Annotated in this window: 14 protein-coding genes; 11 read left to right on the top strand and 3 right to left on the bottom strand. The window is 72.1% G+C overall.

The window, feature by feature from the left end; translation table 11 throughout:
* Position 1: 1 nt before the first annotated feature.
* A complete protein-coding gene (locus ACLJOU_RS06920; RefSeq protein WP_410564228.1) occupies positions 2–1,009 on the bottom strand; it encodes an ABC transporter substrate-binding protein in 1,008 nt (335 codons plus the stop codon).
* A 725-nt stretch (positions 1,010–1,734) separates the two neighbouring features.
* On the opposite strand from ACLJOU_RS06920, the gene ACLJOU_RS06925 reads away from it, so the two are divergent.
* The 6 genes from ACLJOU_RS06925 (at position 1,735) to ACLJOU_RS06950 (ending at position 8,667) form a co-directional block, all read left to right on the top strand.
* Positions 1,735–4,887, top strand: a complete 3,153-nt coding sequence (locus ACLJOU_RS06925) for a nitrate- and nitrite sensing domain-containing protein (RefSeq protein WP_410564230.1) — start codon at positions 1,735–1,737, stop codon at positions 4,885–4,887.
* A gap of 20 nt (positions 4,888–4,907) precedes the next feature.
* The gene (locus ACLJOU_RS06930) at positions 4,908–5,369 is read left to right on the top strand and encodes a roadblock/LC7 domain-containing protein (protein ID WP_003085376.1); all 462 of its coding nucleotides are present in this window, start codon (positions 4,908–4,910) and stop codon (positions 5,367–5,369) included.
* 25 nt (positions 5,370–5,394) lie between these two features.
* Positions 5,395–6,174 (top strand): DUF742 domain-containing protein, encoded by a 780-nt coding sequence (locus tag ACLJOU_RS06935; protein ID WP_410564232.1) that lies wholly within the window; start codon positions 5,395–5,397, stop codon positions 6,172–6,174.
* The gene (locus ACLJOU_RS06940) at positions 6,155–6,763 is read left to right on the top strand and encodes a GTP-binding protein (protein WP_043776338.1); all 609 of its coding nucleotides are present in this window, start codon (positions 6,155–6,157) and stop codon (positions 6,761–6,763) included. Before ACLJOU_RS06935 ends, ACLJOU_RS06940 begins: the two co-directional genes overlap by 20 nt.
* A gap of 377 nt (positions 6,764–7,140) precedes the next feature.
* Positions 7,141–7,557, top strand: coding sequence for a roadblock/LC7 domain-containing protein (locus ACLJOU_RS06945; protein ID WP_072476021.1), 417 nt, complete (start codon positions 7,141–7,143; stop codon positions 7,555–7,557).
* Between the two features lie 447 nt (positions 7,558–8,004).
* Positions 8,005–8,667, top strand: coding sequence for a DUF742 domain-containing protein (locus ACLJOU_RS06950; protein WP_410564768.1), 663 nt, complete (start codon positions 8,005–8,007; stop codon positions 8,665–8,667).
* Here the strand turns inward: ACLJOU_RS06950 and ACLJOU_RS06955 are convergent.
* Both ACLJOU_RS06955 and ACLJOU_RS06960 read right to left on the bottom strand, forming a co-directional pair.
* Entirely contained in the window at positions 8,664–9,248 is a 585-nt protein-coding gene (locus ACLJOU_RS06955) for a hypothetical protein (RefSeq protein ID WP_410564234.1), read from the bottom strand. The two genes, ACLJOU_RS06950 and ACLJOU_RS06955, sit on opposite strands and share 4 nt — an antisense overlap.
* 55 nt (positions 9,249–9,303) lie before the next feature.
* The gene (locus ACLJOU_RS06960; protein WP_410564235.1) at positions 9,304–11,541 is read right to left on the bottom strand and encodes a helicase-associated domain-containing protein; all 2,238 of its coding nucleotides are present in this window, start codon (positions 11,539–11,541) and stop codon (positions 9,304–9,306) included.
* A 90-nt stretch (positions 11,542–11,631) separates the two neighbouring features.
* On the opposite strand from ACLJOU_RS06960, the gene ACLJOU_RS06965 reads away from it, so the two are divergent.
* From ACLJOU_RS06965 to ACLJOU_RS06985, 5 genes are all read left to right on the top strand, one after another.
* Positions 11,632–11,811: a hypothetical protein gene (locus tag ACLJOU_RS06965; protein WP_191315889.1), complete on the top strand. Its 180-nt coding sequence runs from the start codon at positions 11,632–11,634 to the stop codon at positions 11,809–11,811.
* A gap of 104 nt (positions 11,812–11,915) precedes the next feature.
* Complete coding sequence (locus ACLJOU_RS06970; RefSeq protein ID WP_410564237.1) at positions 11,916–13,304, top strand: NAD-dependent malic enzyme; 1,389 nt, start codon at positions 11,916–11,918, stop codon at positions 13,302–13,304.
* A 23-nt stretch (positions 13,305–13,327) separates the two neighbouring features.
* A complete protein-coding gene (locus tag ACLJOU_RS06975; protein WP_410564238.1) occupies positions 13,328–13,960 on the top strand; it encodes a hypothetical protein in 633 nt (210 codons plus the stop codon).
* Positions 13,953–14,423, top strand: coding sequence for a cyclic pyranopterin monophosphate synthase MoaC (gene moaC / locus ACLJOU_RS06980; protein WP_086852742.1), 471 nt, complete (start codon positions 13,953–13,955; stop codon positions 14,421–14,423). The genes ACLJOU_RS06975 and moaC overlap by 8 nt, the downstream gene beginning before the upstream one ends.
* The gene (locus ACLJOU_RS06985; protein ID WP_410564239.1) at positions 14,420–15,340 is read left to right on the top strand and encodes a molybdenum cofactor biosynthesis protein MoaE; all 921 of its coding nucleotides are present in this window, start codon (positions 14,420–14,422) and stop codon (positions 15,338–15,340) included. Before moaC ends, ACLJOU_RS06985 begins: the two co-directional genes overlap by 4 nt.
* Positions 15,341–15,450 lie beyond the last annotated feature (110 nt).

Genomic DNA, 15,450 nt, shown 5'->3' on the forward strand with positions numbered 1-15,450 from the left:
GTTAGTTGGTCGCCTGCGGGGCGATCATCGGCGCGGCGTCGACCTTGGTGGTGATGACGCCCATCTGCAGCAGCAGGTCGGGCACCCGCTGCAGGCGCCGGGGGTCCAGGACGGAGCCGTAGCCGGGCAGGGTGAGCAGCTTGGCCGTGTCCTCGTCGATCTTCGCGTACTTGACCAGCAGCGGTTCGACCTTCGAGCGGTCGTTGATCGCGTCGCTCGTCGCCTTCTTCATCGCCCGCTGGAAGGCCGAGAGGGTCTTCGGGTTCGCCTGCACCCACTTCGTCGCCGCGCCGTAGCCGGTCAGCGGGAAGTCCTGGCTGGCACCGGTGTTGATGTCGATGACCGGCGTCGCACCGACGGTCTTCGCCGCCTGCGTGAGCATCGGCTCCGGCATGTAGGCCGCGTCCACCTGGTTGTCCTTCAGCGCCGCCGCCATGTTCGGCAGCGGGATCAGCACCCAGTTGACGCCGTTGAAGTCGACGCCGTGGTCCTTCATGACCGACTTGGTGAGGATGTCGGACGCGGTGTTCTTGGCCGTGATCGCGATCCGCTTGCCGGCCAGGTCGTTCACGGTCTTCACGTTCGAGTTCGGCACCGTGACGATCGCGTTGCTCTTCGCGTTCACGGACGTGCCGTCCGCGACGAGCTGCACGTCCGCGGCGCCCTTGCTCTTCGCGACGAAGAACGGCGTGTAGGTCGAGAGGGCGATGTCCGCTTCGCCGGAGATCGCTTTCTGCATCGACTCCTGGCCGCTCTTGGCGACGATCTGTTCGACCTCGAGACCCTCGGCCTTGAAGTAGCCGCCGTCCTGGGCGAGCCAGAACGGCCCGAGGTCCGTGGTCGGCATGATGGAGACCTTGATCTTCGACTTCTCCAGGCCGCCCCCGTTCGACGAGGCGTTCGAGTCGTCCGAGCCGAGCGCACTGCAGCCGGTGAGGGCCGTGGCGGCTGCGACGGTGAGGGCGAGCCCGAGCGCGGCGCGGCGAGTGCGAACCCGGCCACTGCTCATGGCGTTTCCAAGCAAGGCCTGCTCCTTGAAGAAAGTGACGGTTCGGGAACCGAATCCAGTGGAAGTGCGTGACTCATTCTCGGAAGTCACGCGGGCCACTGTAGAGAACGTGACAGCTCGCTCACAATGGGTGGAATGACTACCGGACCGAGTGGTACACGTCACTCTTTCGGCCTCTGGTCTAGACCCACTGCTCCACTCGCAGTAACGGTTTACCCAGCGTAGGGTGAGGTTCCTGAATCAGCGACGTCTGCTGTGCGTCGACTGAGCGAACGCTGTGCAAGATTGAGCGGGTCCTGTCGGGAGGGTTACATCTTCCCCTGCCGTTCGCTACCCTCTGCACCTGCGGGGAGGTATCAACCTCCGATGTAGTGAGAGAGAGTGCCTGGATGGCCGATCAAGAAGTCCCCCTTCGGTGTACCAGCACACACTGTGCTTTTCCTGAGAGAATCTTCCCCGCGAAGACCACTGCCTGGCCGGGCACGACCGCCGCGCCGGTGGGTTAGGCCGAATCAACAGACCGATGCAGGACCAGCGCAGGGACCCGACCGTGATGCTCGAGCTGAACCGATTCCGTCCGGCTGGACGGGGTTCAGGCACCCCCAGTGCCGACACTGGAGACGATCTTTTCACCCGTACGGGTAGCGTCTTGCGCTGGGCTCCTTCCGATGGGCCGGAGCGCCGGAACGCCGGGAGCGTGCAGACGAGTGGCTGAGGAGAACGCGATGCGCCCTGGCGGGCGCTGGACCGACCAGGGTTTCCCGAGCACGAACGATGATGGTGGAGCGGCGGTGCCGAACGAAGACGCCGCGGGGGTGGGAGGGACCCCTGCGCAGTCACCCGGAGCGGATCCGGGCCGGAAAGCCGGGCTGTTCTCCGGCATGCGCGACTGGCGGCTGCGGTCCAAGCTGGCCGCGGTCCTGATCATCCCCACCCTGACCGCCCTCGCACTGGGCGCGCTGCGCGTGATCGACGACGCCCGCGAGGCGGCCGAGTTCCAGCGCACCGCCGACCAGGTCGCGTTCGCCGTCAAGGTCACCACAGTGGTGCACGAGCTGCAGAACGAGCGGTCGCTGGCCGTCGCCCGGATCGCCTCGAACAACCCGCTGCTGCAGACCGGGCTCGACTCGCAGATCGCCAAGGTCGACCGCGAGGTCGCCGACCTGCGCGGCTCGGCGAGCAACCTCCAGTACGACGACCAGGCGACGAAGGACCGCTACACCCGCGGTCTCCAGCGCCTCGACGCGCTGCGTCCGCTGCGGGCGGCGTTCAACACGCAGAACAGCCTGCCGGACATCACGGTGCTCACCGCCTACTCGGGCGTCCTGGACTCGCTCATCGAGCTGGGCCGCGAGGTGACCACCGCGGTCACCGACCGGGACGTGCTGCGCCTCGGCACGAGCACGCAGGCGATCAGCGAGGCCAAGGAGTTCACCACCCGCTCCGACGCCGAACTGCAGATCGCCGCGTTCCGCGGGAGTTTCCCCGGCGACCTGCTGGACCAGACGCGCGCGTCGGCCTCCAGCGCGGACGCCTCCGTCGCGGCATTCCTCGCGAACGCCGACGACGACCAGCGGCAGCTCTACAACGACACCTACTCCGGCCCGGAGGTCGACGACCGCCGCCGGATCCAGACCGCGGCGTTCTCCTTCGCCCAGCTGGGTGACCCGCCGAACATCGACACCACCGCGCTCGGCAAGGACAGCACGGTGTCGGCCGACAAGCTGCACGCGGTCGAGTCGAACCTGCTGGCCCAGCTGAAGACCCGCGCCGACGACCTCGCCACGGCGGCGGTCAACTCCGCGTGGGTCGGCGGTGCCGTGGTGCTCCTCGCGCTGGCCGCCGCGATCGCGCTCATGCTCGTCGTCGCCCGCCTGATGCTGCGCCCGCTGCGGGTGCTGCGGAAGAGCGCGCTGGATGTCGCCTACACCCGGCTGCCGGAAACCGTGCAGGCAATCCTCGACGACCCGGACCCGGTCGGCGCCTCGAAGAAGGCCGTCCAGCCGGTGCCCGTCACCTCCCGCGACGAGATCGGCGAGGTCGCGCGGTCGTTCGACATCGTCCACGAACAGGCCGTCAAGATGGCCGCCGAGCAGGCCCTCCTGCGCGAGAACGTCAACGGCATCTTCGTGAACCTGTCCCGGCGCTCGCAGCGGCTGGTGGAACGCCAGCTCGGCGTCATCGACCGGCTCGAGGCCGACGAGCAGGACCCGGACCACTTGGCCAGCCTGTTCGAGCTCGACCACCTCGCGACGCGGCTGCGGCGCAACGGTGAGTCCCTGCTGGTGCTCTCCGGCGCCGGCCTGGCGAAGTCGGTGCCCAAGCCGGTGCCCGCCGCCGACGTCATCGGCGCCGCGGTGTCGGAGATCGAGCAGTACGCCCGGATCGAGGTCGGCATCGTGCCCGACGTCGCGGTCCAGGGCCTGGCGATCCACGACCTCGTGCACGTCCTCGCCGAGCTGCTCGACAACGCGACCTACTTCTCCGAGCCGGAGACGAAGGTCATCGTGCGGGCCGTGGTCACCCGCCGCAAGGCGCTGGCCATCCAGGTCACCGACCACGGTGTCGGCATGAGCGAGGAGCGGCTGGCCGAGGTCAACGCCCGCCTGGCCGACCCGCCGGACCTGGACGTGTCGGTGACCCGGCGCATGGGTCTGTACGTGGTCTCGCGGCTGGCGAAGCGCCACGGCATCGAGGTCCGCCTGCGCGAGAACGAGGACATCGAAGGCGGCGTGATCGCCCGGGTCGTCGTCCCGGCCGAGCTGCTGACCCAGCTCCGCCCGGGCATGCAGCGGCAGACCCCGCCGCCGGCGAACCGGTCCGAGACGTCGATGTCGCTGCCGAGCATCCCGCCGATCCCGGCGGCGCGCTCGGACTTCGACCAGACGCAGTCGTTCGCGCAGACGCCGCCGTCGAAGCCGACACCCACGCCGCCACCGGCCCCGCCGGCGCACGACCCCGTGCCGAGCCAGGGCGGGCTGGTGCCGCTCGACCAGCCGATCAGCCTGGACGACCTGGTCAGCGGCGGCCGCGCGGCGGGCCCGTTCCTCTCGCCGGAGCTGCCGAAGTCCGAGACGCCGGCCTGGCCGACCGCCGAGGACCTGGCGCCGCTGACGCCGTCGCAGAACGGCGACGGCGCGAGCTCGCGGGCCGGCGACACGCAGTTCGCGCCGCTGGTGCTGCCCAAGCGCGAGCCCAAGTTCGTGCCGCCGGAGGAGCCGCCCCCGGCGCCGCCGCCCGCGAACGAGGTCGGCTCGGCCGCGCTCGAGGACGACGTACCCACCCGGCGGTTGCCGATCTACCAGTCGGTGCTGTCACGCTGGTTCAGTGAGGGTGACGACTCGGCCGCCGACCCGGTGCCGCCGCAGAGCGAGGGCGAAGACCCCAACCTGCCGCCGCTCACCGGCAACGGCGAGCAGCAGCAGCAGCCGCTGCCGCCCGCGCCCGAAGAGCCGTCCCGCGACGAGCTCCGCCCGACCGCGGCGACCCGGCACCCGCTGCTGCCCGCCGACGACGGCTGGCACAGCGCTTCCGACGACGGCTGGCAGGCGGCGCAGTCGCTGCTGGAGTCCAAGAACGAGGAGATCACCCCGGCCGGGCTGCCCAAGCGCGTCCCGAACCAGTACCTGGTGCCGGGGTCGATCAGCAGCCCTTCGGTCGACGCGCCGCCGCAGAACAGCTTCGCGGACAACACCGCGGGGATGCCCGGAACGGGTGCGATCACCCGCTCGGCGTCCGCGGCGCGGAGCCGGATGGCAAGCTTCCAACGGGGCTACACCTCGGGACGGCACGCCTTGAAGGAACTCCCGGCCGAAGAACAGCTGCAAGGCAGCAGGGTTCCGGGGCGTGGCAACACCACAGACAGCAGTGAGGAGTGAAAGTGACACGGGCGGGTGCAATGCAGCCGGGTGGCTCCGCGCAGCCGAACGGCCAGGCGCATGCCAAGGCGAACAATGCCGGCAGCTTCGCTTGGCTGATCACGGATTTCGTGCACCGGGTGCCCGGCGCGGCCCACGCGGTCGTGGTGTCGGCCGACGGCCTGCTCCTGGCGGCCTCACGGGGCTTGCCGAAGGACCGGGCGGACCAGCTGGCCGCGGTGGCGTCGGGGCTGACCAGCCTCGCGCGCGGCGCGGCCAAGGTGTTCGAGGGCGGCACGGTGGCGCAGACCGTGGTCGAGATGGCCAACGGTTTCCTCTTCCTCATGTCGGTTTCCGACGGTTCGTGTCTGGCGGTGCTGGGGTCGCCGGAGAGTGACATCGGCTTGGTCGTCTACGAGATGACCCTGCTGGTGGAGCGGGTCGGCCAGCAGCTGACTCCGGAGATGCGGGCGCAACTGCAGGGTGCGGCCGTCCGCCGCTGAGGACCTGGGAACCGAGGAGAGAGCCGTGGACGACGGGCGCTTGAGGGGTGATGGCCGGCTCGGTGACGACTTCTCCGGCGGGTGGTCCGATCAGTCGGACGAGGGCCGGGAGGACTGGCAGTCGTTCCGGGACCGCGTCGACCGCGAGTGGCGTGCCCGGCGGGTGCAGGCCTCCGACAGCGACCCCGTGCGGGAGCCGCCGAACTGGCTGACCGACAGCAACGCCGGGCAGGAACCGATCCGGCCGATCGCCGGCGGCACCGAGTACCGCGACCGCCTGCTCGGCGGTCCGGGCTCGGAGCTGTTCGGCGGCTCGAGCGGTCCGCTGTACGACGCGCGCGACTTCGCGGCGTACACGACCGAGCGTGACTTCGGCTCGGGACCGGACTCCGGTGAGTTCGCCGCGGCGCTGCCGAGGCAGGCCAGCCAGGAGTACGTCGACGAGCCGCCGCCGACCGAGATGGAGACCTCGGGACTGGTCCGGCCGTACTTCCGGACCCGGGGCCGGACGAAGGCGACTCTCGACCTGGCCATCGAGGCGTTGATCTCGACCAGCGAACAGGGCCGGATGCTCGACCGGGTCCGGGTGCCCGAGCACCGGTCGATCTGCGACCTGTGCCTCGACACCAGGTCGGTGGCCGAGGTGGCGGCGCTGCTGCGCCTGCCGCTCGGCGTGGTGCGCGTGTTGATTGGTGACGTGGCGGGCCTCGGGCTGGTGCTGGTGCACTCCAGCAGCCCGACCGTGGGCGACCGCCCGAGTATCGAGTTCATGGAAAGGGTGCTCAGTGGGCTTCGGAGAATTTGACTCCGACGCGAACGCGCCGCAGGTGACGGGTCCGACCTCGTCGGCCAAGATCGTGGTCGCCGGCGGGTTCGGTTCGGGGAAGACAACTTTGGTCGGGGCGATCTCCGAGATCGACCCGCTGACCACCGAGGCCATGATGACCGAGGCCAGCGTCGGGCACGACGACACCTCGGCCACGCCCAACAAGACCACCACCACCGTGGCGATGGACTTCGGGCGCATCTCGCTGGACTCGGACCTGGTGCTGTACGTGTTCGGCACCCCGGGTCAGCACCGGTTCTGGTTCATGTGGGACGACCTCGCGGTCGGCGCCATCGGCGCGGTCGTGCTGGTCGACACGCGGCGGCTGGCCGACGCGTTCCCGTCGATCGACTTCTTCGAGAACCGGAAGCTGCCCTACGTCGTGGCCATCAACTGCTTCGACCGCCTGCTGCACCACCAGATCGAGGACGTCCGGCACGCGCTCACCATCGCGCCGTCGGTCCCGATCATGGCGTGTGACGCGCGGGAACGCGAGTCCGCGAAGCAGGTGCTGATCTCGGTCGTCCAGCACGCGATCGCGCACGATTCGGCGTTGCGCGCGGGCTAGCCCATGTCACCCGATCCGGATGCGGCCGTTGGAGTGAACTCCACGTGCTTCACCCGCTTCGGGGAGTGCGGTCACCGTCCGGAGGTCCAGCCTGCCTGCCTGACCCGGCGGCCCCGGGTGCCTTCGGCGTCGGCACCCGGGCTGACCTGCGTGGACAACCCGCGGGTTCGTGCCGCGGGGTGTCCCCCGAATGGGGGAGGTGGGCCGGGTCGCGGCGGAGCTCGGCCGGGTGGGCCCGTAGGGTGCGCAGCGGCCGTCCGGTGGCGGACTCGACACCACCGGCGGTGCGAATACGCTTTACCTTGGCGTCGCCGACCGGCCGTGCCGGGCGCTCCGGGGTGCGGCGGGCGACGCCGCACGAGCAAGGAGGAGCAGGAGTGACGGCTTCCGGCCAGGGCACGTTCGGCTGGCTCATCACGGACTTCGTCCGCCGGGTACCCGGCGCCGCGCACGCGGTTCTGGTGTCCGCGGACGGGTTGCTGCTGGCGCCGTCGGAAGGGCTGCCCCAGGAACGCGCCGAGCAGCTGTCGGCGGTGGCGTCCGGGCTGATCAGCCTGACCCAGGGGGCGGCGCGCTGCTTCGAGGCGGGCGGCGTCAACCAGACCGTGGTGGAGATGGAGCGCGGCTACTTGTTCCTCATGTCCGTGTCCGACGGCTCGTCGCTCGCGGTGCTGGCCGCGCCGACGTGCGACATCGGCACGGTCGCGTACGAGATGACCCTGCTCGTCGAGCGGGTCGGCCAGCAGATCACCCCCGAACTGCGCGCCCAGCTGCAGGGCGGCGTGCGTGGGTAGGGCGAGATGAGGATTTCGGGATTCGACGATCCGGACTCCAGCGGCTGGGACGCACTGCACCGCGGCACCGAGCGCGAGGGTTTCGATTCGCCCAGCAAGTTCGACATGTCGACGCTGTCGATGATCATGCCCAAGCGCAAGCCGGCCCGCCCGCAGCCGGACGCGCAGGGCTACACCGACGAGGACACCCGAGAGTGGGGTTCTTCGACGGACGACGACGAGTACGCCGTTCCGGAGCCCGTCGAGGACTACGAAAGCTACGAGTCCACGGGCCGCCGGGCCAGGCGCGCGCCTGACCACGACCGTCCTGAGCCCGTGGGGTACCAGAGCAGCCCGGACCCGCTGGGCTTCCCGGGCACGCACTCGCCGGTGGTGGCCGACGACGGCTACGACCCCGTCGAGCCCGAGTGGCAGGACGAGGACCGGTACGAGCCGGAACCCCCGCCGCTGGAGCCGGAGTGGACCCCGCCGCGGGGGGCCCGGCCGCCCGCGCCGCCGTTCCGGCACCCGGCCGCCCCGCGCCCGCTCGCGCCCCGGCCACCGGCGCCCCGGCCACCCGCTCCGGTCTCACGGCCGCCGGCCCCGGCGGCCCCGCCGGCTCCGCCCGTGGCGCGGCCGGCCGCACCGCCGCCCGCCTGGGCCCCGCCGCCGCCCGCCGACTGGACACCGCCGCCGGACCCCGAGACCCGCTGGATCCCGAATCCGGAGCCGTGGGAAGACCCGGCCTGGAACGAGCCGGCCCGCGTGGCGAGCCCGGCCCCGGCCGCTTCGCCGGGGTCGCGGGTCCGCCCGTACACCCGCACGGGCGGCCGCACCCGTTCCGACCACAACCTGGCCCTGGAAGCGCTGGTCTCGACGTCCGACGACGGCCGCCGCTACCGCGGGGTCCGCTCGGTCGAGCACCGCCGGATCTGCGACCTGTGCCTCGACACCCGGTCCGTGGCGGAGATCGCCGCGCACCTGCGGCTGCCGCTGGGCGTGGTGAAGGTCCTGGTCGGCGACATGGCCGACATCGGTCTGGTGCTGATCCACCAGACCGAGCTGATCCTCGGCGACCGGTCGTCCCGCGAGTTCATGGAACGCGTCCTGGCCGGCCTGCGCGCGCTCTAGCCGGCCAGGTCGAGGGCCAGGGTGTTGCCGTCGCCCGGCACGAACCCGTTGATCAGCGGCGTCGCCGGACCGCAGTTCTCGAAGGCGCCGATCGCGTAGGTCGACTCGAGGTGGCCGCCCTTGCCCGTGGCGAAGTCGTCTGAAGTCAGCTCGGTCGTCACCGGCTCGGCCGTGCGGCACCCGTCACCGACGTCGAACGGCACGCCGTTGACCCGCACGCCGGAGATCGTCACCGGCCAGGTCGCCGAGCCGGAGAAGCCGCCGAACACCGAGCCCTCGGCGTGGCCGGGACCGAAGGTGACGGTGCCGCTGACCTTGCCGACCCCCGCCACGGCCCAGCTGACCTGCACCGGCGGCAGTGTGAACGTCCCGGTGTAGGTGTACGGCCCGATCAGCGTGTACATGTCGAACTGCCCGGGCCCCAGGGCGAGGTCGGCGTCCGGCTTCGCGATGTGCGTGGTCCCGGCGACGGTGTACTTCGAGTAGACCGGCGGCCCGGCGGCGTCGGCCGCCCCGGCGAAGGCACCCCCGCCCACGACCGCCGCGGCCGCGATCGCGGTCACGCGCGTTCCCCACTTCATGGCTCAGGCTTACCACCTGCCGGCGCGGTCCGCCGGTAATTCACCGAATCCGGCGTCAGTCCTCGACGAGGGCGGCGGAGGTGATGCGGTGCAGGGAGTACCGCTCGTTGTTGTCGCCTTCGAGCACGCCGCCGCCGACGCGCACGGGCCGGACGACGCGTTGGCTGGCGATGCCTTTCGAGTCGACGAAGCCGATCCAGACCTCACGGCGTTCGAGCGTCGCCCGGGACAGCAGCTCCAGCGTCGCCGACGTGTCCGCGCCGCCGCCGACCGGGGCGCGCACCGCCGAGCCCCGGCGGCGGGCCGATGCCGCGTCGCCCGCTCGGAGGTTGGAGACGATGCGGGCCGCCTGGTCCTCCGTCAGCACCGCCTGCTCGCCGGGGCTGCGGCGGGCCGCCCGCGCCTTGGCCGGCAGGCGGCGGCCGCCGGGCCGGATGTCGACCACCCGGCCGTCCGGGCCCTCCGCCGCGGGTGCGAACCCGGCCCCGCGCAGGGCCGCCAGGACCTCGTGCAGCGGATCCGGGCTGATCACGACCGTCGGCGCGATGAGCCGCAGCGCGTGCTCCGCCGCGACCGGGTGGGCCAGCACCTCCGCCAGCAGCGCCTCGTCGTCGCAGCGCAGGAACGACGCCGCGACGCCGCCGCGCAGCCGTCCGTGCCGCCGGGCGACGTCGTCGATCAGGTAGCTCAGCCCCTGCGGGACCGGGGTCGCCGACTTCGACTTGAACAGCGCGTGCAGTTCGTCGGCCGTGCGCCCCGTGTCCAGCGCGCGCCGGATCGAGGCCTCGGTGATCCGGTAGACCGTCGCGTGCCCCGCCGACTCGACGTCGGCGGCGGCGGAGATTTCCGCGGCCAGCTCCGGCTCCAGCGGCCCCGGCGCGACGACCGTCAGGTCGGCCTGCAGCAGCACGCGGTCCACCGGCGCGGGCAGCGCGTCCAGGATCGCCTCGACCGCGCCCGGCCGGTCGTCGGCGAGCAGCGCCCGCGTCGCCGTCGTGACGCCGCCGAGCCCGACGAGCCCCAGCGCGCTCGCCTCGGCCATCGTCCAGCGAACGGTCTCGTCGCGCAGCCGCCCGCCCCGCCTCGGCGCGCGCCAGGCCAGCACCGAGACGAGCTCGTCGACGCTCTTCACCCCGGCGCCCGGCGGCAGGTCGGCCAGCGCGGCGAGCACCCGCCGCCGCGCGACCGGCGCCAGCGGGCGGCGCAGGTCTTCCGACAGCGGCGCGATCGGCTTGTCCTTGGCGTCGCGGCCGCCGGCCAGCCCGGGCAGGCGCGGCAGCTCCAGCCACGCCTGGGCGAGCGTCATCCACCGCTGCGCGGTCGGCGACGCGAGCCACGTGTCGGTCAGCGTGGTCGGCACCCACTCGGGCACGCTCGCCTCGCTGTCGGCGACGAGCCCGGCGCCCACGGCCAGTTCGGCCAGCAGGATCGCCTGCGTGTCGTCGATCTCCAGGTCCTTCGCGAGCTTCTTCAGCTCCCGCACGCCGAGGCCGCCGGACTTGAGCACCGGCGGGGGCGCCGCCGACCACGCGCGCAGCAGAGATTCGGTGTGGCGCAGGAACTCCATCGCCTCACCGGCCGCCGCCTCGTCCAAAGTGGACGGCTGGTGCGGGTGGACCGGCAGCTCGGGCTCGGTGAGCGTCCCGGGCGGGAAGACCGCACCGCGGACCGCGACGCCGAGCTCGCGCGGCAGCTCGACGGTCTGGTCGTCGCGCCGCAGCAGCAGGCCGCGGGCCAGCAGCTTCTGCACCGGCGTCTCGGCCTTGTCGAGCGAGAGGTCGAGCCCCGCGTCGCGGGTGCGGCCGATCGGCGGCCCGGCGGCGAGGGCGGTCAGCACGCCGCGTTCGTCGTCGGAGAGCTCGGCCAGCCGCGCGCCGAGGTCTTCCCCGGCCAGCGACGGCGAAGACGCCCCCAGCCCGGCGGGGAACGGCCCGAGCGCCTCCCGGGCGGCGGGCGGGACGCGCAGGGCGTCGTCCGGGCCCCAGGTGAGCGCCCGTGCGCGGAGGCAGGTCAGCGGGGCGGCGATGTCGGCGCCGATCAGCTCGGCGACGTCGCCGACCGGCACGGGATCGCGGTCCGCGCCGGCCAGCAGGCACGCTTCGAGCACGGCCAGGGTGAAGGTGTCGAGGTCCTCGCAGGCGCGCGCGACCGAGCCCGGCGTGCCGGCCCGGGTGGCCAGCACCGTGCTGTCGGAGGGCGGGGGCGTGGACAGGTCGCGCCGCGTGCGGAGCAGCTCTGTGAGTGCGTCGTCGGACTCCGCACGCAGCCAGTCCGCCAAAGAGGTCGCGGGCATAGACGACCAGGGTACCGGGCGGTTGCGACAGGCTGTCCGGCCTCAGGCAGACTGTCCTTCGGAGACGTGAGACCGGCTGTGGAGGACGTTGTGGCCAAGGGTGAAAAGAAGCACAAGGGCATCGACCCGACCTGGCCGGGCGAGGCGGGCGAGCACCCCGTGACCGAGCTCGCGTCGGACCGCCAGGGCGCCCTGTCGCCGTTCGGCGACGTCACCTTCCCGCTCGACACCGTGCCCTACGTGCACCCCGAGACCGAGATCAACCGCTGACCGCATAGTTACTGGTCAGTACCGGTATCGGGGCCTGGTGAGGGCGGTCACGGGAGTAGGTTTCCTCCCGTCCCAGCCACCTTTCCCATGCGGGGGTAAGTGCCATGCCGGTTCCCGGTCCCGGATATTCGATCACCGTCCGGGTCGAGGCCCCGGCCTCGTCCACCGCGGCCGGTGACCTGACCACCGCCGTCGGGCGCGTCGGCGGCGTGCTGACCGCGTTCGACGTCGTCGAGTCGCACTCCGACGCGATCGTGGTCGACATCAGCGCCAACGCGCTGTCGGAGAACCACGCGAACGACATCACGCAGGCCCTCGACTCGCTGCCCGGCGTCAAGGTCCGCAAGGTCTCGGACCGGACGTTCCTGATCCACCTCGGCGGCAAGATCGAGGTGACGCCGAAGGTCGCGCTCCGCAACCGTGACGACCTCTCCCGCGCCTACACCCCGGGCGTCGCCCGCGTCTGCCAGGCGATCGCCGCGAACCCCGAGGACGCGCGCCGGCTGACCATCAAGCGCAACACCGTCGCGGTGCTGACCGACGGTTCCGCGGTGCTGGGCCTGGGCAACATCGGCCCCGCCGCCGCGCTGCCGGTGATGGAGGGCAAGGCGGCGCTGTTCAAGAAGTTCGCCGACGTCGACGCGTGGCCGGTCTGCCTGGACACCCAGGACACCGAAGAGATCATCATGATCGCCAAGGCGCTGGCCCCGGTGTACGCGGGCATCAACCTCGAGGACATCGCCGCACCGCGCTGCTTCGAGATCGAGAAGCGCCTGCGCGAGCAGCTGGACATCCCGGTGTTCCACGACGACCAGCACGGCACGGCGATCGTGGTCGTCGCGGCGCTGCGCAACGCCCTGCGCGTGGTCGGCAAGAACATCGAGGACTGCAAGATCGTGGTCAGCGGCGTCGGCGCGGCCGGATCGGCGATCATCCGCCTGCTGCTGCACAAGAACCCGGCCGACATCGTGGCCGCGGACATCGACGGCATCGTCCACTCCGCCCGCGGCAACCTCGACGACAACCTGACGTGGATCGCGTCGCACACGAACAAGGAGCAGGTCAGCGGCACCCTGCACGACGCGCTGGCCGGCGCGGACGTGTTCATCGGCGTCTCGGCGCCCAACCTGTTCGGCGCGGAGCAGGTGGCGACGATGAAGTCGGACGCGGTGGTCTTCGCGCTGGCCAACCCGGACCCGGAGATCGACCCGCTGGAGGCCCAGAAGCACGCCGCGGTGGTGGCGACGGGCCGCAGCGACTTCCCGAACCAGATCAACAACGTCCTGGCGTTCCCGGGCGTGTTCCGCGGCCTGCTCGACGCCCACGCCAACAACATCGACGACTCGATGCTCCTGGCCGCGGCCGACGCGATCGCGGACGTGGTGGACAACGGCATGCTGAACGCGTCGTTCATCGTGCCGAGCGTGTTCGACAGCGCCGTGGCCCCGGCGGTCGCGGAGGCGGTCCGGAAGGCTGTGGTCGCGGAGCGCTGAGCCGGCGGACCGAGAGTCGGCTCATGGACACTTGCGAGATTCTCCGGCGCGCCGCCGGCCTCGTCCCGGACGACGCCAGGAGCGACGCCGGTCTCGCGGCTGTCGACGTCCACGAGTGTCTTCGCGACGACGACTGGGAGGCCGCGCTCGACGTCCTCGTGGACTTCGACGGCGTCCAGTGGCAGACCGTCGAATACTGGGAGCTCCTCGAAGAGGCTGCCCGGCAGATGTACCTCGAACGCAAGGCCGCCTGGTGCCGGTGGCGGGGCTGGGAAACCCGCCACGGCATCATCAGAGCCGACCTCCGGCTGGTCGCCCCCGAAGCCGGCGGCCGTCGCACCCCGGTTCCGGGGGAGGGCCGGCTGCTGCCGATGTGGGCACTCGGCGGGTCTGCCTCCGGCGGGCCCGCCGACCTGCACGTCGCGAGGCTTTGGGTCGAGTCCGCGCCCGCCCTCGATCCCGGTGGGCGTGGCTCGGTCCGGCTCGTCCCGCTCGTGCCGGCGAGCTGGCGCCATCTCGCACCCGGTGACTCGATCATCATGCACGAACGATCGCCGATCGCGGGCACCGCGACGATCGTCGAGGTGCGGCACCCCCGGCCTGCCGGGCCGCATCGGCCCGGCCCGGCGCCGGAAGTAGCCTCGGGACGTGAGTGAACTCAGCCACGTCGACGAGACCGGTGCCGCCCGCATGGTCGACGTCTCCGGCAAGACCGCCACCGCGCGCACCGCGCTCGCCGCGGGGACCGTGCGGACCACCGCCGAGGTGCTGCGGCTGCTGGCCACCGACGGCCTCCCCAAGGGCGATGCCCTCGCCACCGCGCGGATCGCCGGGATCATGGGCGCCAAGCGCGTCCCCGAGCTGATCCCGCTGTGCCACCAGATCGCGCTGTCCGGGGTCAAGGTCGAGTTCACCCTCGGCGAGGCCGAGGTCGGCATCCGGGCGACCGCGAAGACCACCGACGTCACCGGCGTCGAGATGGAGGCGCTGACCGCGGTGGCGGTCGCCGGCCTGACGCTGCACGACATGATCAAGGCCGTCGACCCGGCGGCAACGCTGGACGAGGTCCGCCTGCTCCGCAAGGACGGCGGCAAGACCGGAACCTGGGAGCGGCCGTGAAGCGCAGTGCGCGGGTGATCGTGGCGTCCAACCGCGCCGCGAAGGGCGTCTACGAGGACAAGACCGGCCCGGTGATCGCCGCCTGGCTCGCCGGCCGGGGGTACGACGTGCCGGCGCCGGTCGTGGTCGAGGACGGCGACCCGGTGGGCGTCGCGCTGCGGGCCGCGCTGGCCGACGGCGTCGCCGTGGTCCTGACCACGGGCGGCACCGGCATCTCGCCGACCGACCGCACCCCCGACGTCACTCGCGGGGTCCTGGATCACGAGCTGCCGGGGGTCGCCGACGCCATCCGCGCGGCCGGGCTGCCGAAGGTGCCGACGGCGGTGCTGTCGCGCGGGGTGGCCGGCGTGGCGGGGCGGACCCTGGTCGTGAACCTCCCGGGCTCCACCGGCGGCGTCAAGGACGGCCTGGGCGTGCTGGACGGCATCCTCGAGCACGCGGTCGACCAGCTGGCCGGGGGCGACCACCCACGGCCGGCCGCCACCGGGCCCGCCGTGCGCGTGGCCCGGGCGCTGGTGACCGAGGAGGCGCTGTCGGTCGAGGAGCACGCCCGCCTGGTCGAGGACGACGCGGCGGGCGCGGTGGTGACCTTCGCCGGGGTGGTCCGCGACCACGACGGCGGCAAGGGCGTCCGCGACCTGACCTACGAAGGCCACCCGAGCGCGAGCCAGGTGATCGCGGACGTCGTCGCGGACCTGTCGGCGCGTTGGACGGGCGTCCGCGCGGTGGCCGTGAGCCACCGGCTGGGGGCCCTGACGATCGGCGACGTCGCCCTGGCGTGCGCCGTGGCGGCGGAACACCGCGGGCAGGCGTTCTCGGCGTGCGCGGAGCTCGTGGACGAGGTCAAGGCCCGGCTGCCGGTCTGGAAGCACCAGCACTTCACGGACGGCTCGGACGAATGGGTCAACTCGCCCTGATCCGGCACGCCTGAGCGCGCCGTACGCGCGTCCTGCGCGGGAGAGCCGGTCCGGAGGCCCGGAACCGGTCTCCGGCGCGTCACGGCGCGTTTGGCGGCCGAAAACGAGTG

Source organism: Amycolatopsis sp. cmx-4-61, assembly GCF_046548775.1.
Classification (GTDB): Bacteria; Actinomycetota; Actinomycetes; order Mycobacteriales; family Pseudonocardiaceae; genus Amycolatopsis.